We start from the raw sequence: 19,791 nt of genomic DNA on the forward strand, positions 1-19,791 counted from the left end.
GCCTGCCACCGCTGAAAGTAAAAAGTTGAATTGTTCCGTGTTTCGTCTGCATTTGCCAATCCGAGCTACCGGAGCGGCCCACTATTCATTGTCAATCAAATAAATGTCCTCCATCATCATTGCACTCGACGGCTATTCGAGTTGTGGTAAAAGTACCACGGCCAAGTTGGCGGCGAAGCAACTCGGTTACGCCTACATTGACACAGGTGCCATGTACCGGGCCGTTACCTTACATTTTTTACAGAATCACGTTTCCATTACCAATCCGCATGAGGTAGGTAAGGCTTTGGACAACATACACATAACTTTCCGGCGGCATCCCGAAACAAAAAGTAATGACACTTTCCTGAACGGCTTGAATGTTGAAACGGAAATCCGCAAAATGTATGTCTCCGAGCGGGTGAGTGAGGTGAGTGCTGTCGCCGAGGTACGCCACGCAATGGTGGCCCAGCAGCAGAAAATGGGTAAAAGCAAAAGCATCGTCATGGATGGCCGCGACATCGGTACCGTTGTTTTCCCCGAGGCAGAGTTGAAAATATTCATGACGGCCGATCCTATGATGCGTGCCCAGCGCCGTCAGGCCGAGCTGTTGGCCAAAGGCGAAATGGTTGATCTGGTCGAAATTGTCGCAAATCTTGAAAAACGCGATCATATCGATACCCACCGTGAGGAGAGCCCGCTTCGGCAGGCCGAGGATGCTTTGCTGATTGACAATACATTCATGACAGTGGATGAGCAGGTAGAACTGGTGGTCCGGCTGGCGGACGAGCGGATTGGTCAGGCGGTTCGCCGGCACGAAAAGAAATGAAGATCAGTGAGTATGATTACCTGATTATTGGACAGGGTGTTGCCGGCACCACATTGGCCTGGCACCTGATCCAGGCAGGAAAGCGCGTGCTGGTAGTTGGCGATTCATCACGTCCATCTGCATCGAACGTGGCCGCCGGTATTTATAATCCGCTCACAGGCCGGAAGCTGGTGAAAACCTGGCTGGCGGATGAAATATTTCCCTACGCTGTCCGGTTTTACAATCAAATCGGAGAAAGCCTGAGTGTTCAACTCGTTTATCCACAAAACATTTTCCGTCCTTACCGATCGTCCGAAGAGCGCGACCGCTATTTGTCTTACGTTTCTGATGGCGACCTTGCGGAATACATAGCGGAAGAGTCTGACAGTCAAGCAAAAGTAAAGGGTCTCAACGCTCCGCATGGTGGACTGGAGGTAAAAGGGTCGGGTTGGGTGGACTTAAAGGAGCTGATAAAAAATAGCAAAAATTATTTTATTGAAAACAATCAATATGCCGAGAGTAGTTTTGAGACTAGGGATCTGTTAATCAGCGATAAAAGAGTAACATGGAAAGGGGTGGATGCCGGAAAAGTCATATTTTGTCAAGGCTATGATGCCCGCGAGAATACGTTATTCAATTGGCTTCCGTTCAATCCTGTGAAAGGGCAAATTCTCGACGTGACTTTTGACGACTATTCTGCCGATAAAATTGTCAATCAGGGAATTTTTATTTTGCCATCTTTAACAAAGACTGAGTACCGAGTAGGGGCCACTTACTCCTGGCACGATCTGGATTGGGAATCCACTGAGGATGGGCGAGCGTATCTTGAAAACAAATTGCAACCGTTAGTACCGGGAAGCTACACGATCAACAAGCAGCAGGCGGGTATTCGCCCATCTTGTAAAGACCGCCGGCCGTTAGTGGGGATGCATCCCGAACATAAAGCGGTGGGTATATTCAACGGGTTGGGTACTAAGGGAGTTACGCTGGCACCATATTTTGCAAATGAGTTTGTGAATCATCTTTGTGAAGGCACAAAATTGAATCCCGAAGCGAATATTGCCCGCTATTTTTCGTTATATTACCACTAAAGACAGCATCCTAGCTCAAATGAAGATATTTCTCCGACTAAATCCCCGGCATCTCCTTGCATTGTTTGCCGTGCTGTGGGCTGCTCTGCCCGCGCAGGCGCAACGCTACCCCTCGCAGGAAAAATTTGGCAAGAACCGTATTCAGTACCGCACCTTTGACTGGAAGATATTCCGGACATCCAATTTTGAGGTGTACCATTACCAGGGCGGTACCAATATGGCCAAGCTTACTGCTCAGTTTGCCGAAACCGAGTTCGATCGCATAACTGAAATTCTCGGTTACACACCTTACAACCGAATCAAGATTTTCCTGTATAACTCGCCCGGCGAATTGATGCAGAGCAACATGGGGTTAGCCACATTTGGCGATCTTGACGATCAGGAGCTCGACCTTGCCCAATCCCGCGTTGAAATTGCGTTCACGGGCGATCAAATCAGTTTTCGCAAGAAACTGGTCATGGAAATTTCCCGGCTCTTCGTATATGACATGCTTTATGGCGGGAATCTGAAAGATGCGCTCCAAAGCTCACTGTTGCTCACCTTGCCTGATTGGTTTATGTCCGGCATTGCAGCCTACATTGCCGAAGGCTGGACACCCGAACTGAGCGATTACATGCGGGATGTCACGCTGAAAAGGCCCATAAAGAAACCGGCTCTTCTGTATGGAAAAGACGCAACGCTGATTGGTCAGTCGATCTGGAATTACATTGCGGAGCGATACGGCAAAGACAACATTTCCAATATCCTCAATCTGACCCGCATCATTCGCACCGAGCAGACCAGTATTACAAGTACCCTTGGCGTACCTTCTTACTCGCGTTTCCTGCGGGAGTGGCAGGCGTTTTACAGTAGCACCACGGAGCAGGCAAGCAAAGGATACACAGAACCATCTCCTACCTGGCGTTACCGGCTCCATGAGTTCAATGAAATTGGGAATAGTTCATCCATTAAGCTTTCTCCTGACAAAAAATGGATTGCTGTCAGTGAGATGCACAAAAGTCGTTACAAGGTAACGGTATTCAACCTGGAAACGGGGCGCGACATGGTAGTTCGGCAGGGCGGAATCCAGATTGGCAATGCACAGCAGAACAGCATGTTGCCTTTGATCGCCTGGACCAAATTCAATACGTTGGCTATGGTGGTTGAAGAAAATAACCGACACAACCTTTTCATTTTTGACAAACTTGACACCAAGCGGCCTGTCATCAGGATTAAGCGCAACATTCGTGGGCTGGACCAGATCGTGGCAATGGATGTGTCGGACGACGGTACCATGCTGGCTGTTAGCGCTGATAAAGGTGGCAAAAATGACCTTTATCTGGTTAGTGTGTCACGGGCTTCTGTTATCCCACTTACCAATGACTTGTTCGATGACCTGAGCCCCCAGTTTGTGACCGGGTCTTCACGGCGGGTGGTATTTACGTCCAACCGTCCTACCGACTCCCTGGGAACGGATCAGGGTAATTACAAAAATCTCAATGCGACGGTAAGCCTTTTCGAACACGATGGTTCTCCCCGCGCCGAGACCGTTACCCGTCTCGTGGATTCGCTCGGTTTGTCGTTAGCGGCTGTGCGGGCTAATGAAGAAGACGTATTCTTTTTGTCCGACTACAAGGGGATCAAAAATCTTTTCAAATACAACCGCCAGTCCGGGGCAATTTCTCAGCTTACAAACTACCTGTTCTCGCTTCTGAGTGCTGACATTACCTTACAGGGAAGCGGGGGAATCGTCTATTCCAGGCTTGAAAATGGAATGTACAGCATGGCTTACATTGACCGCCTGAATCCCGACGTTTCACTGGATGCGCCCGTGCTTTCAAGAGAAGGTAGGCCAAAGTCGCAGCCAAGTGCCGTTTCCGGTGCCAATCCGGCCAATTCCAAAGCGGATACTTTGGCCCCGACTGCGGAGCCCCAAAAAATAGCTCTGCGGCCAGGGGAGGTAGATACGGATGACTATCAGTTTGATGAAGACGTACTGAAAACATTCGAGTTTCGGCAGAAGCGTGGCAATCTGGCAAACAACATTCCGATTCCTATCCCCCGCAGCCGGAAACGCGAAAACATTGCGATCAAAGGGCCGTATGACTATCGTGGTCTGTTTATTGCCAATGATGCGTCATCAGACTGGCGGGTTGATCCTATCCGGGGCTTTGGGTACGCCCAATCTATTTCGATGAATGATCTGCTCGAAAATCATGTCATAAAAGCAGGCTTCTTTATATCGACTACTTTTCGCAACAGCAACCTGTTTGCTGAGTATACCAATAATACGCACCGGATAGACTTCGGTTTGAGAGTGGATCGCCAGAGCCTGTATGTAGATTACAACCGTGCTACCCAGAAGTACCGTTTCAACCAAATCAAAGCAACGGTCTCTTATCCATTCTCTTCATTTGTAAGAGTAAGCGTTAGCCCTACTTTCACCACTACCCGACTGGTGGATGTGGGAATCCTGTCGGAGCCTGACCGCTCTACCCAGTATGCCGGTGCTATCTCGGAATTTGTGCTGGATAACACCGAAACTAACGGCATGAATATGGTGCAGGGTACCCGCTTCAAAGTCCGTTATGAAAATCAGCTAGGGGTCGGGCAGGCTTTCCAGAATTTCTACCGCCTGAGCATCGACCTGCGCCGCTATCAGAAAATTCACCGTGATCTGATCCTGGCCGGCCGTTTGGCATTTAGTCGTTCGGGTGGGCGCGCACCCAAGCAGAGCATTATGGGTGGCATGGAAAACTGGATTTTGAATAAAAAGGATAATGCTGCAAACAACAACCCATTAACTTTTGGTGAAGGGGTCGACAATCGCGATATCTTCTTTTCCGAGTTTGCCACCAATCTCCGGGGCTTCAACCTCAACCGATTGTCAGGCACAAACTATGTGCTGGCCAACCTGGAACTCAGGGTTCCCCTGATCAAGTACCTCTACCGTGGCCCGATCACTTCTAATTTTCTGCGCAACTTCCAAATCATTGGCTTTACCGATATTGGCACAGCCTGGACAGGGAAGGGACCATTTAGTCAGGAAAATAGTCTGAACACGGAAATCATCGGTAGTGGATCGGATCCATTCCGGGCCACAGTTACAAACTTCCGGAATCCCTACCTCATGGGATACGGTGTCGGTGCCCGCACCATGCTTTTCGGATTTTATGTGAAGTTCGATTACGCATGGGGAGTTGACAATGGGGTCACGAATAAGGCAATCCCGTATATCACCTTAGGCTACGATTTTTAATACGACCTGCACCAAGTACCCAAAGGGGCTGGAATCATCTGATTCCAGCCCCTTTTTTGTTTTGTCAGGCTCTTGTAAACAGTTGGCCGACGCAGTTTTGGGGTGAGGGAGGGTGGAAGATTGACCAAGAGACTATTTTTTTGGCACCTTTTTAGCTTAAGCTTCTTCATCAGCATGAGAGGTACTCTTCGGGCATTTTAAGCCATTTCAGTACCATTTCGATACAAATCAAATTGTCTTCTGGTGAAAGGCAAACGGCCTGACAAGTAGGATGATACCTATTAATGCCAAGAGAATTGGCCCAACGGTCAATTTGGCATAGTTTGTGTTGCTAAGGGAATGTGTCAAAACCTTTACAGGTATGGATACTGCGGCAGCTGATCAAAAAAATTATTATCAATAATCATTTTAATACCAAAACGCATGAAAGGTATTTTACGCTCAGGTGAGAAAGCAAGTACTGCCATAGATAAGTCAGCAAAATTATTTGTGAGCAAGTCTGCCCTTTTGGTTATCACCTGCCTAACAAATACATTTGTTAGGTTTGATGATACTCTTCGCCCTGCCCGTCTGGCCGCGAAAGTACTTCTCGGTTTGTTTCAGGGTGCTCTATTAAAGTTGCATATTTCATTTATTATGCAACCGGGCAAAACGCTCATGAGCGAGGAAAGCCCGCCTGGTATTGAGAGTTCAGATCACGCACCGGAGAAAAGCTACACAGGTATTACCAATGAAACACATATGAACCATCCACTTCTACCAGAAAAATTAACGCAACTTATCGGGATGACAATCGCGACATTCGTGTCAGCGATTTCCTCTTTTTTCAGCAGGGCGTCACTTGGGCACAAGAATCTTTCTGTTACCGCTCGCCCCGCTTTGCTTCGGCAGGTGGCTGAAAAGGCGTTCGACGGGAAGCTTCGCGCAAGGACTGTTGCCTTTGTAGCATTGTTTTTTCTATCGCTCGGTACTACCTGGGCTCAGGTCGATTTAAGCCTTTCCAAAAACATCGATAAATCCAAGCCGGCAATCGGCGATGTGGTTACCTATACCATTACGGTGAAGAACTCCGGAATACTGGAAGCCACCGGCGTGATGATAAAAGACAGCCTGCCACTCGGCGGCGTTTCGTACTTGAGCAGTACGCTTGTCCGCGGCGGAACCAGCTACACGTCGGCTACGGGTATGTGGAATGTAGGGACCGTTGCCCCCGGTGATTCGGCGATCCTTACCATCTCAGCTACCGTTTTGGCCCAGGGGGTTTTCTTCAATGTGGCCGAAGTGTTTTCCATGAATGAAGACGATATGGATTCCTGGCCAAACGATGGTGCGCTTGATCAGGATGATTTGGCTTCCACTTGCTTCTCGGTACCCATTGATTATTACGCGGGCGATGAGTTCGACGTTTCCGTGCCTTCAGGCTACAAGGGCGTCGTCTGGTCGTACAACGGGATCGCGATAACGGATTCCGTCATGGTGGACGGAAAAGTTCGGGCAAGGGTAAACCCTGATTCTACCTTAACCATAATGGGGCCGGGTTCTTACACCTTTATATCTACGGTAGGTGTTTCTTGCCCTGCTACGGGTTGCTGCGCCATCGAGATCGTGGACGGGCCTATATTTGATTTGGCTCTGAGGAAAAACCTGGCCCCCGGTCAGGCTTCGCTGGTTATGCCGGGCGATATCGTAAACTTCCGGCTTTACATTAAAAACGAAGGAAATACCCCCGCTACGCAAATTGCGCTGACGGACTCACTTCCGGCGGGCCTGAGCATCGCGCCGGGCGAAACCGCCTGGACCGCCAATGGCTCAGGAAACATTCTGACTTTGAATACGCCAATCCCGGGGCCACTTGCACCGGGTGATTCCGTTTTTGTCGACGTGTCAGTACAAGTTTCCGGTAGCTTCACGGGAAGCAGCCTGACCAACTACGCCCAAATTCAGGATGCCAAAAATGGCGAAGGAAATGATGTGACCGATCAGGATTCGACGCCGGGCAACGGCTTCAACAATGGTGAAGATGACGCAGACGATGAGCCGATCAACGTTTCGCCAACGCCTTACGGTTCAATCGGGGACCTTGTCTTCTATGACTCCAACAACAATGGCGTGCAGGACGGTGGTGAGCCGGGCATCAATGGTGTGAAAGTCGTGCTTCAGGACCAGAACATGGTAGCCATCGACAGCATGATTACCGCGGGTGGTGGTCAGTACCTGTTCGACTCCCTTGCCAGTGGGCAGTACTTCGTAAAGTTCTTCGCACCGGGCGACAGCGTATTCGTTTCGCCCAACCAGGGCGGCGATCCCACTAAGGACAGCAACGCGGGCGAGAGCGGAACCCCGGGCAAAACCAACGTGATTACCATCGATACGACTAAACCTTCTAACGATACGTTGAGGAACAACCCGAATATCGATGCGGGTATCTACCGTGCGCCGATATTCGACCTGACTCTAAGGAAGACCCTGGCCTCTAATCAGCCCACCACGGTTCTGCCTGGTGACACAGTGACTTTCTCGATTACTGTGAAAAATGAGGGCGAGATTGCTGCAACTCAGATCGCACTTAGCGATTCGCTCCCGGCAGGTCTGACGTCAATTGACGCCGGCTGGCCACAGGTAGGTGCCATTGCCACCCGTACCGAGCTCATTCCAGGTCCATTGGCGCCGGGTGACTCAATCACGGTCGATATAGAAACAAAGGTGGAAACTACCTTTACAAGCGGCATCCTACTCAACTACGCACAGATTAAAGATGCTAAGGATCAGAACGGCAACCCCGTGATCGATAAAGACTCGACTCCGGGCAACGGTTCGAACAATGGTGAAGACGATGCGGCTTCGGCCTCAGTCAATGTTTCACTGACGCCTTACGGCTCAATCGGTGATTTCGTTTTCTTTGATACCAATAATAATGGTGTGCAGGATGACGGTGAGCCTGGAATCAACGGTGTGAAAGTGCAATTGCAGGACGAAAACATGGTTGCCATTGACAGTATGATTACTGCCAACGGTGGAAAGTACCTGTTCGATAGTCTGCCAACCGGAACCTATTTTGTGAAGTTCTTCGCACTAAGCGGACAAACCTTCATCACGCCGAACGTGGGCGGTGACCCTGCCAAGGACAGCAATGCAGGCGAAAGTGGCACACCCGGTAAAACCAATGGCATTACCATTAACACCAGCCTTCCCGTAAACGACATTGGTCGCAACAACCTGACGATTGATGCAGGATTCAATAAAATCATTACGCCTTACGGCTCGATTGGTGACTTCGTATGGCTGGACACGAACAACAACGGTGTTCAGGATGCTAACGAACTAACCGGAGTCGATGGTCTGACGGTTGAGCTGCAAGACTCGGCCATGATCCCGATCAAAACTACCGTCACGAAGAATGGTGGCAAGTACCTGTTCGACTCATTGGCAAGCGGTACTTATTTCGTACGGTTCATCGCCGGACCAAACCAGACACTCGTGCAGCCGAAGCAAGGCAGCGACCCTACCAAGGATAGCGATGCCGGCGCGAGTGGCGTACCTGGCAAGACCAAGGCGATCACTATTGACACTACCAAACCAATCGACGATACGCTCCGCAACAACCCGAATATTGATGCGGGTATAGCTCCACAGTGTCCCACGATTACTTTGACAGTATCACCCGACCAGGAAATCTGCGTGGGTGAGGCAGTGGTGCTGGGTGCGACGTCCAATGTGCAGGTTGTGACGATCAAGTGGTACTACGCCGCTGTTGGCGGGACAGCTTTCGCCACGACCACGAGCGGACTGGATCTGAATCTCAGTCCAACGTCAACAACTACCTATTATTTGCAGGCCATGACGGATCAGGGCTGTATGAGCGACCGCACTCCGATTACCGTAGTTGTGAATGCCAAGCCCGCCACGCCGACCTGCATAAGTAATATCACGAATATCTGCCCAGATTCTACGGTGGATCTGACGGCCATCACTATCTCGCCAATCTCGATTGTAGGTGGTGTGTTCGAATGGCGCGTCGGCCCGTCAACTACCTCAGCGTTGGTGACCGACCCAACCAAAGTGAAAGGCGGCAAGTATTACCTCTTCGAAAAATCTCCTGCCGGATGCTACAGCAATCCTGCGGTTATTGTAGTGAACATTGTTTCTTGTGATTGTCAGTTGGTGTACAACGTAAATGCGGGGGCAGATCAGGAAGTATGCGCCGGATCGTCTGTATCGGTAACTGCCACGCTGACCGGATCGGCCGCAGGCATCACCTGGACGACCACCGGAACGGGAACATTCGCCAGCGCCAACAGCCTGACGACTACTTACACCCCATCGGCCGCTGATATTGCGGATGGCAGCGTGGTACTTTCAGCCACTACTGATGATCCCGACGGCAACGGAACCTGCGTACCTAAAATGGATGCGCTTTCGGTTGTCATCAACCCAATGCCTGCTCCTGCTTTCGGTGTAGCGTGTGACGATACCCTGGTATGTCTGGGCAAGAGCACGAAACTCATCGGCTTCGCACCGGGTGCTACCATCAAGTGGTACCTGGCCGAACAGGGTGGTACGGCCATCGGGTCGACGCCAAGCGGCGGCAAACTGGTAGTGACGCCTTCGGCCACGACTACTTATTACGCCGAGACGGTCAGTGACAAAGGTTGCGTAAGTGCCGAGCGCACTCCGGTGACGGTAGTGGTGAAGCCTTGCTTCTCTGACCTGGCCGTTGTCAAGACAATACTGACTCCCGGCCCTTATACGCCGGGTCAGGAAATCAACTACTCGGTGACGGTACAGAATCTGGGAATCGGAAACGCCAAAAGTGTGACGGTGAAAGATATCTTCCCAAGCTCACTCGCTTACGTTTCATCGGCTCCGGTTGGTGAATACAATAGCGGCTCTGGAATCTGGACAATCGGTGATCTGACGAACGGCTCCAATCGTGTCCTGATCATGACCGCCAAGATCAAGGATTCAGCAGCGGGCAGCATCACCAACACCGCCATTGTCCGCAGCGCGGATAATGACCCTGGCAAAACGACCAATGATACGTCCAGCGTGACCATCAAGGTAGATAATATAGCCGACCTGATGTTGGCCAAAAAGGCATCGAAAGTGAATCCGGTAACGGGTGAGACCATTACCTACACGCTTGAAGTAACAAACGATGGTCCGCAGAAAGCCACGAATGTGGAAGTGACGGATCAGCTCCCCGCCGGACTTGAGTTCGTATCAAGCACGGATTTCTCCAAGACGGGTAACATTCTGAAAGGAATCGTCGCCAGCATCGGTGTGGGTGAAACCAAATCACTGACTTTCGAAGCCAAGGTGACGGGTGCCGGAGCGATCAAAAACGTCGCCCAGATCAGCAAGTCCGATCAGAAAGATCCTGACTCTACCCCGGGCGACGGATACACGAACGGTCAGGATGATGAAGCTTCTGTGACGGTTAACGTCGGTTGCCCGACCATTGAGCCGCCGATCATTGCCTGCGCCGAAACGAATGTGTGCGTTGGTACTTCTATCAAGCTGACCTCGGTCGGTTGTAAGAACGGTACTGTGAAGTGGTCGAACGGTATGACAGGCGCTTCCATTATGGCAACGGTCAACGAAACAACGACCTTCACGGCCGTCTGTGAAGTGGGTGAGTGCCAAAGTGCGCCTTCCAATCCGATCACGATCAAAGTTGCTGCACCTGTTAAGCCAGTATTGGCCAGCAACGTAAGCGAAGTTTGCATCGGTGGAAGCGCTACTCTGACTGCCTCGAATTGCAACGGTGTAGTGGTATGGTCAACAGGTGCTACCGGCTCGCCATTAGTGGTGACGCCTACCGAAACGACGACCTACACGGCTTACTGCAAGAAAAGTGAGTGTGTGAGCGAAAGTGCTTCTATCACGATCAAGATTGGCCAGCCTGGTCCTCCACCGGTTATTACTTGTGGCAAGATGGAAATCTGCCCTGGCGAGAGTGTGACGCTAACGGCTTATGAGTGCGCAGGCACGGTGAAGTGGTCCAATGGTACCACGGGAACCTCCATCACGGTTAGCCCTGCTGCCACCACTACCTATTCTGCCAAGTGCGTAACAGGTACTTGCGAAAGCGAGGAGTCTGAGAAGCACACGATCAAAGTAACTACCCCACAGGCTCCGGTGATTGCATCCAGCAATCTGACGATCTGCCCTGGCGGGACTGCCACGCTGACCGCTACTGGCTGCGATGGTACTGTGAAATGGTCGAATGGCCAGACGGGCAGTTCAATTGTAGTTACGCTGAATGCTACCAAGAGCTTTACGGCAACCTGCAAGACCGACGCCTGCGAAAGCAGCGAGTCGAACATGGTAACTATTAAAGTGGCTGCGCCAACTGCGCCAATCATTGCCAGCGACAAAACAGTAGTCTGCGCGGGTGACAGCGTCACGCTGACCGCTACGGGCTGCACAGCCACTACAACGTGGTCGAATGGTATGGCCGGCGCCAGTATCAAAGTGGCTCCGACAGCGACGACAGTGTACAGCGCAGTCTGTAAGGTGGATGATTGTGCCAGTGATGCGTCTAACAAGGTTACGATCAATGTAAACACGGCGGGTACGCCTCCGGTCATTGCGGCCAGTAAGCCGGACATATGCGCTGGTGAGGAAGTAACGCTTACCGCGACGGGATGCACTGGCGTGGTGAAATGGTCAAACGGCACGGAGGGCGCTTCTATCAAGGTAAACCCGACGACGACGACCAGCTACACGGCGATCTGTAAGATCACAGCTGCGACTTGCGCCAGCGGCCCATCGAATACGGTGACCATCAAGGTGGGCACCCCGGTTGCTCCGGTGCTCACGGCCAGTAAGCTGACCATCTGCCAGGGCGAGGAAGTGACATTGACCGCGACGGGTTGCACGGGTACGGTGAAGTGGGATAACGGTATGACGGGCGCGAGCATTAAAGTGTCGCCGACCGCGGCCACGACCTATGGCGCTACCTGCGATAAGGGAGTTTGTGTAAGTGAGAAAGCGACGATCAAGATCGACGTAACTACAACACCTCCGCCAACCGTGATCTGCTCGACGGATAGCATTTGTAAGGGTGAGAGCGTAACGCTCATTATCCAGGGTTGCGAAGGCACCGCCAAGTGGTCGACAGGCCAGACCGGCGAAGCCATCGTGGTAAGCCCGATGGTTACGACTTCTTACACTGCCTCTTGTGTAGTGAATGGCTGCGAAAGCGCCAGCTCTATTCAGTACAAGATCAACGTGGTTGAGCCAGTGAAACCTGTTCTGACGGCTTCCAAGAACCCGATTGCTCCCGGCGAGTCAACGACCATTACTGCAACTGGGTGCAATGGTTCACTCGAATGGTCGAATGGCAGTGCGGAATCAAGCATTACGGTATCTCCGGCAGTCACAACTACCTACTCGGTCATATGCCTGGTGAAAGAATGCGCCAGCGATACGGCCAAACTCACGATTGAGGTCAAGGATTGTAAAGTTGAGGCACCTGTCATCTCGGCTAGCTCTCCGACGGTCTGCGTGGGCAGCAATGTAACACTGACTGCCACGGGATGTGCCAACACGGTAGTATGGTCGAATGGCCAGACAGGTCCTAGCATCACTGTTGCACTGAGCACGACGACTACCTTCACCGCCACCTGCAAACTGGATGAAGAATGCATGAGCCTTGTTTCCAATGCTGTGACTGTAAGCGTGACCAGACTGGAAGCTCCGACGCTGACCGTAAGCTCAAACCGGATTTGTGCGGGTGACAGCGTCAAACTGACCGCCATCGGTTGCCAGGGTGAAGTAATGTGGTCGAATGGTGCCACGGGTGCCAGCATCTATGTGAAGCCGACCGCCACCACTTCGTACTCGGCAACCTGTAAGCTGGGTACCTGTGAGAGCAGCCCATCGGCTTCGGCTACGATTTCGGTCGGCAAGCCAGGCACGCCGACGATATCGGCCTCAACCAACAGTATCTGCTTCGGCACCCCGGTGACGCTGACCGCCAGCGGATGCAGCGAGGGGTATGTGATCTGGTCGAATGGCCTGGTTGGCAACTCCATTACCATTTCACCAGCCGCCACAACGACCTTCACCGCGCAGTGCTGCACCTCGACATTCTGTAAGAGTGATCCATCGACGCCGGTGACTGTGACGGTGGGACAAAAGGTCGTCAAGCCGTTGACCCAAAACCTGACCAATGTGTGTCCGTTCAACACGGTGGACCTGACGACCGGGGTGACCAGCTCACCGAAGAGCGCAGGAGGCGTGTTTGTCTATCGCACGGGTAGCTCGCCGGAGTCTGCCGCAGTGGCCGACCCAGCCAAAGTGGGTGCCGGAACGTACTACGTATTTGAGAAAGCGACGACCGGCTGCTTCAGTGGCGCTTCGGTAATCATCGTGACGATCACTAATTGCGATAATACGACGCCTTGCGAAACCAACCCTGCCACGGCGGATGCCGGAGCGGACGCCACAATTTGCGCCGCTACTACGTATAAACTGGCCGGATCGATTGGGGGAGCAGCAGCGAGTGGAATGTGGACGACCAGCGGAACGGGTACTTTCGACAACCCCGGTTTGCTAACGGCTACCTACACGCCTTCTTTGGCTGATTTGCAAAGCGGCGAAGTAACGCTGACTTTGACAACAAACGACCCCGATGGCCCGAACGGGAATTGTGTGGCTGCTTCTGACCAAGTGAAGCTTACGCTGGAATCAATCAAGATTCAGCCTGGTATCGCCATCAATGGTGTAGCCAAGACCGACACCATGGCCACTACCCTGAGCATTTGTGCGGGCGACTCGGTGACGATCACCGCCACAGACGTCTTGGATTCCGGAGCCTATACTTATAAGTTGAATGGAGGGGCTGCTTCGGCCAACAATACCTTTGTGGTAAAGTCGAGCGGTACCTACTCTGTGACACTGATGAATGAAGCAGGTTGCTCTTCCATGGCCTCAGCCAGAGTAATCGTGAACGTGACCGCTCCAATGATGACGCCAGTCGTTTCCAACAAGCGGAATACCTGCCCATCCACTACCGTGGATTTGACGACAGCCGTCATGGGACAGCCATCCAATGGAAACAGCTATATCTACCGGATCGGCACTTCGCCAACCTCTGACGTAGTCGCCTCGCCTACCATGGTGGGCGCCGGAACCTACTATGTGTTCGAGAAATCTGCCGAAGGTTGTTTCAGCACTCCTTCGAAAGTGGAAGTAGGCATTATCGACTGCTCTATCGATACGGACTCTACCGATCTTGAAATTATCAAGACAGTGGACAAATTGACCGTAGCCAAAGGCGGCGAAGCGACCTACTCGATCAAGATTAAGAATAATGGGCCGATTGACGCCACCAATATCACGGTAATCGACATCCTGCCCGAAGGCCTGAAGTATATAGCTGGCGCGGGTTACGACATCGATGGCAACGTGATCAAGGGGGTGATTCCCAAGATTGCGGCTAATGACAGCCTGGTGTTCACCTGCCTGGTAGATGTTATCGGTGAGGGCACGATCACCAACGTGGCCCAAATCGCAAATCTGGATCAGAGAGATTATAATTCGGCCAATAATAAGTCAGCAGTTGATCTGATCGCCACGGCTGCACCGTTGGCTCACGAAAACTCCATTGGAGTGGCCAAGCAAGCGGGTGATCCGGTTGTAATCACGCCTGGCGTGTACGATGTACCCTATACGATTATGGTGAAAAACCTCGGTAGCAACGATCTGACCAAGGTGCAGGTAATCGACGACCTTTCGCTGACATTCGGTAATGGTGCCAAGATTGTCGACGGTAGTATCAAAGTGGAAGCGGATTCTGGATTCGTCGTCAACACGGCATATACCGGAGAAGGCGCTAACACCGGGTTGCTGGTTGATTCGTTGAGCACGCTGCCCGTCGGAACGATGCGTGATATTTACCTGACGGTTCGGGTGGATGTAACAGCTGCAACTACCTCGACCTTCAACAACGTGGCCTTGGGATCGGCAATGGGCGCAGAAAACGTCATGGTGGCGGACAGTTCTACGGCCGGCAGCAATCCCGACCCTGACGAAGACATGGACCCGACCAACGACAGCGAAGTGACGCCTATCGTGCTGAACAACATCCCGGGTGAGTCGTTCATCGGAGTAGCGCTTTCGGTAAAAGACACCGTACGTCAGTCCAATGGCACCTACAACATTACGTATCAGGTTGTTGTAAAGAACTTCGGTTCGAGTGTCCTGACAAACGTTCAGATCACCGATTCACTATCGAAAGTATTTAATACGCAAACAGGTGCCACATTCACAAAAGTTGGCACGCCTATTGCAAGCGATATAAGTGAATTGGCAATCAACCAGAGTTTCGACGGCCTCAACGATATGGAGCTGCTCGTCAGCCCGAATAGCCGCCTGAATGCCGGAGCATCCGATACACTGCTCTTCACCATCAACGTGCAAACCGACGGCCGTACTGAACCTTACCTGAACTGGGTGTACGCCTCGGCTAAATCCGGTGAGAAAACAGTGACGGACAAGTCAACCAACGGCGTGCTGGCTGATCTGAACGGTAACGGCGATCCGACCGAAGCTTTGGAGGACCTTGGAACTCCACTCGTAATACCCGGCGGTACCGAACTCTTTATTCCAGAAGGGTTCTCGCCCAACGGAGACGGAATCAACGATGTGTTTGTGATCCGGAATGTACCGGCCGGAAAGCGTGTGACGCTCGAAATTTACAACCGCTGGATGACGCAGGTGTTCAAGGATGACGACTACAAGAACGACTGGACAGGTATCTCCAACAACGGCCTCCGCGTGGGGAACACGGCTCAGGGATTGCCCGATGGAACGTACTTCTACGTAGTGAAGATCGAGGATGGCAAGCAATACGTCAGATACATGACCATAACCAGATAAGATTATGATACGGATCTCTAAAATCAAGCAATGGACCGCCCTGGTACTGCTGACCCTGACGGTCGGCAGTACCGAAGTCCTCGCCCAGCAGGACAAAATGTACTCGCAGTACATGTTCAACATGATGGCGCTCAACCCGGCCTACGCCGGAAGCCGTGATGTGCTGAGTGCTACAGGGCTCTACCGCAACCAGTGGGTCAACGTGGAAGGAGCTCCCAAAACAATGACCTTCACCCTGGATGCTCCCATCAATAAGGAGCGCGTAGGATTGGGACTGCAGCTTTTCAACGATCAGATCGGCCTGCAGAACGAAACGGGCATTTACGCCTCCTACGCCTTCCGGATCAAGGTGGGTGAACGTTCGACCCTGGCGCTGGGTTTGCAGGCAGGAGCCACGAGTTTCCGCTGGAGCCTGAGCGAAGCCGTTTTGGCACCGGGAGGTGGGGGAGCAGACCAGGCTTTTAACCAGAACATATCGAAAATCCTCCCCAACTTCGGAACGGGTGTTTTCATCAGCAACGACAAGAGTTATCTGGGTGTATCGGTACCGCAGCTGATTGCTAATAACCTCAGCGATTATAATGTCGGGGACAACCGGGCCAAGCAGAAGCGCCACGCTTACCTGATGTCGGGTTTCGTCATCGGTCTGGGGAATACTCTGAAATTGAAGCCCTCGCTGCTTGTGAAATATTCCGATGGAGCACCGCTGGGCATGGATGGCAACCTGAATCTCTGGCTGAACGATCGCGTGGCGATCGGTACCTCCTATCGACATAACCAATGGAGTACTTTAAACAACAGCGGCGGTAGCGGCAACGACATCAACAACTACATCAGCGATGCTGTGGTCGGCATGGTTGAGATCCAGATCACTGATCAGTTTCGGATGGGCTACGCTTACGACATGATGCTGAACGGATTGAAGCAGTCCAATATCAGCATCAACTCCGGAAGCCATGAGCTGATGCTACGGTACGAGTTTGGCTACGGAAAGAGTAAAATCCTGACGCCGCGCTACTTCTAACAACACGAGTCAATCGCCCTAGCGGTTGTCAAGCAAGGTATATTCTCCGGGACGACTGTTTGGCAGTCGGCGTGGGATATACCTTTTTTTTGGCAGAATCTTCAAAAGTACCCGTATGAAATTCACATATACGCTACTGATTTTAGGCACGATACTGATCAGCCACACTGCTGTGAGCCAATCAGTGATAAGCATGGCTGACAAGGAGTACAAGTCCATGGCTTACCAGCGGGCGGCTTCACTGTACGAAGAGGCGATGAACGGGAATAATCTGGGTGAGGGCGAGAAACTGGCGGTTAGGTCAAAACTGGCTTACTGCTATCGCCAACTGAAAGATTCCGAAAATGCCGAGCGGGTGCTCCGCGAAATTATCAGCGGCAACGGAGAAGACTTGGCCGGGCCGTATGTGGAGAACTACTTGTATTATGCCGAGGCACTGGCCAGCAACGGCAAGTACAACGAAGCGCAGGAAACCTACGAAAAGTATACAAACCTGACTGCCTCCGATCTGCATGGTCCGGGCTTCGCCAAGCTGTACACCAACGTTGCTTTGCTTACCAAAAATGCGGGCTCCTATAAAGTTGACCGGCTCGACCTCAATACCTCCGATGCTGATTTCAGCCCCATGTACTATAAGGAGGGCATCGTTTTCGTCTCGGGGCGCACCAAGGCAAATGGTATCAGGCGGGTATTCAACTGGGATCAGACACCATTCCTGGATCTGTACTACCTTGATAATCTGAAAAAACTGAAAGGAAAAACCGTGGCATCTTCCCTTGGTGGGTCGAAAGCCGTGGCTTCCAGCGGTATGTCCGGCAGAAAACGAAAAAGTATACTGGGTCGGGATTCCTACACCGCCCTGACTGCCAATGACAGCCGCACGGTTGGTTTTTACGCAGGAAGCGCTTACAACAGCAATCTGGGCTATGAGGAAAGCCCGCGTACCGAGTCGGAGCGGTTTAATAAAGCGATCAATTCAAAGTACCACGAAGGTCCGGTCTCTTTTTTCAAGGAAGGCAACCGCGTTATTTTCACCCGGAACAATTACAATGACGGGAAGTACGGGGAAAGTGAAGAGGGAATTAATAAACTGAAACTTTACTCGGCGGAACTTGTAAAAGGGGAATGGACGAAAATCGAGGAACTACCCTTCAACAGTGATGAGTTTTCCACCGGACATCCGGCCCTCAACCCCGACAATACGGTACTGTACTTCGTCTCCGACCGTCCCGGCGGACTGGGCGGCACCGACATCTATGTCTCCCGACTGGAGGGTGCTATATGGTCGGAGCCGATCAATATGGGCCCCGAGATCAACACGAAGGGAAACGAGATGTTTCCTTTCGTAGATGCGAACGGCAACCTTTACTTCTCCTCGGATGGCCGCCCGGGGCTGGGCGATCTTGATGTTTTCTATGCGCCCATGGAATCCTACGCCAAAGCCAAAAAGAGCATTAATCTGGGTGCTCCAATCAATTCAAATAAAGACGACTTTGGCCTGATTACCGACGCAGAGCGCACACAAGGATATTTTAGCAGCAATCGAAAAGGGGTACCTCTCGACGACGATATCTACCGATTCCGCCGCGAAGGGCCGTTGTATGCCTGCCGCGACCTGACCGTAAACGTGTACGATGATGACTCAAAGACACCGTTGGCCAACGTCCTGGTGCAGATTGAGGACAAGAGCAGCCCTGACAAAATGCGGCAGTTGCAAACGGACAGTCTGGGCAACCTGTTCATCTGTCTGGCTTCGGAGAACGAATTTATCTTCATAGCCTCCGAAACGGGTTACCAGAACAATACCCTGGGCTTCACCACTACCTCTTTCGACGATGAGCGGCCTTCCCTGCTGGAAATACCGCTTAAAAAAGTGGGAGCTGAGAAGCCTTCCAGCGCTGCCGATTTAACTACCAGTGCCAAAGGGTTTGTGTTGGCTCAGAACGGAACCAGGCCGCTTTCCGGGGTGAAGGTTTCGATCAAAGACGATACCGATGGCACAACTCAGGAAATTACGACGGATGATAACGGACAGTATGTGTTCAGGGCCGTACCGGGGCACAACTATTCGATAGATGTAAACGCCAGTGAGTACGGTACTTTTGGCAAGAGGATCGTTGACTATGATCCCGATAGCCCGGCCGACCTCAGTATTCTGATGTTTGCCGAAGGAGAATCAGTCAGGATCGATAACATTTACTATGACCTCAACAAGGCTACGATCCGCTCTGATGCTGCTCATGAGCTGGATAAAGTGGTTGAGATTATGGGCAAGTACCCCAACATGAAAATCGAACTTGGCGCCCATACCGATAGCCGGGCTACGAGCCGTTATAACCGAATTCTGTCCGACAAGCGGGCAAAGGAAGCCAGGAACTACCTGGTGTCAAGGGGCATCGAGAGTAAGCGCATTAGTGCCAAAGGCTATGGCGAGAGCAAACTCGTTAACGAATGTGGTGATGGAAGGGAATGCAGCGAAGCGGAACACCAGAAAAATCGCCGGACCGAAATCCGGATCATGAATTTGCAGTAGTAACATTCATGTGTTTTGAAAAGGCAGGGGAAGTTTTTCTCTTGCCTTTTTTGTGTTTTGCGTAGGTGTTGAGTTGTTTAGGGGTTTAGTCGGGTGCCTGAGTTTCAAAGGAGCATAACCGCAAAGTGAGCGCCGCTATGGGCAGAGACACAGATTGTCACGCCTGGACGTGCCCAAAAAAACTGGAAAGCAAAATCCCGAAAGCGGCTCAAGCGGCGTTTCCTGAGAGTG

6 protein-coding genes are annotated in these 19,791 nt (G+C 51.8%); all 6 read left to right on the forward strand.

Going from position 1 to position 19,791, the window contains the following annotated elements; all coding sequences use genetic code 11:
* Positions 1-103: 103 nt before the first annotated feature.
* The gene (gene cmk / locus IE117_RS13760; protein WP_189565008.1) at positions 104-808 is read left to right on the forward strand and encodes a (d)CMP kinase; all 705 of its coding nucleotides are present in this window, start codon (positions 104-106) and stop codon (positions 806-808) included.
* Entirely contained in the window at positions 805-1,878 is a 1,074-nt protein-coding gene (locus tag IE117_RS13765; protein ID WP_189565009.1) for an NAD(P)/FAD-dependent oxidoreductase, read from the forward strand. Before cmk ends, IE117_RS13765 begins: the two co-directional genes overlap by 4 nt.
* A gap of 19 nt (positions 1,879-1,897) precedes the next feature.
* Entirely contained in the window at positions 1,898-5,116 is a 3,219-nt protein-coding gene (locus IE117_RS13770) for a hypothetical protein (protein ID WP_229580854.1), read from the forward strand.
* Between the two features lie 741 nt (positions 5,117-5,857).
* Positions 5,858-16,003: an SdrD B-like domain-containing protein gene (locus IE117_RS13775; protein ID WP_189565010.1), complete on the forward strand. Its 10,146-nt coding sequence runs from the start codon at positions 5,858-5,860 to the stop codon at positions 16,001-16,003.
* A gap of 4 nt (positions 16,004-16,007) precedes the next feature.
* Complete coding sequence (locus IE117_RS13780) at positions 16,008-17,027, forward strand: PorP/SprF family type IX secretion system membrane protein (RefSeq protein ID WP_189565011.1); 1,020 nt, start codon at positions 16,008-16,010, stop codon at positions 17,025-17,027.
* A gap of 115 nt (positions 17,028-17,142) precedes the next feature.
* Positions 17,143-19,560: an OmpA family protein gene (locus IE117_RS13785; RefSeq protein WP_189565012.1), complete on the forward strand. Its 2,418-nt coding sequence runs from the start codon at positions 17,143-17,145 to the stop codon at positions 19,558-19,560.
* Positions 19,561-19,791 lie beyond the last annotated feature (231 nt).

Origin of the sequence: Persicitalea jodogahamensis (assembly GCF_014651615.1) — a bacterium.
Classification (GTDB): Bacteria; Bacteroidota; Bacteroidia; order Cytophagales; family Spirosomataceae; genus Persicitalea; species Persicitalea jodogahamensis.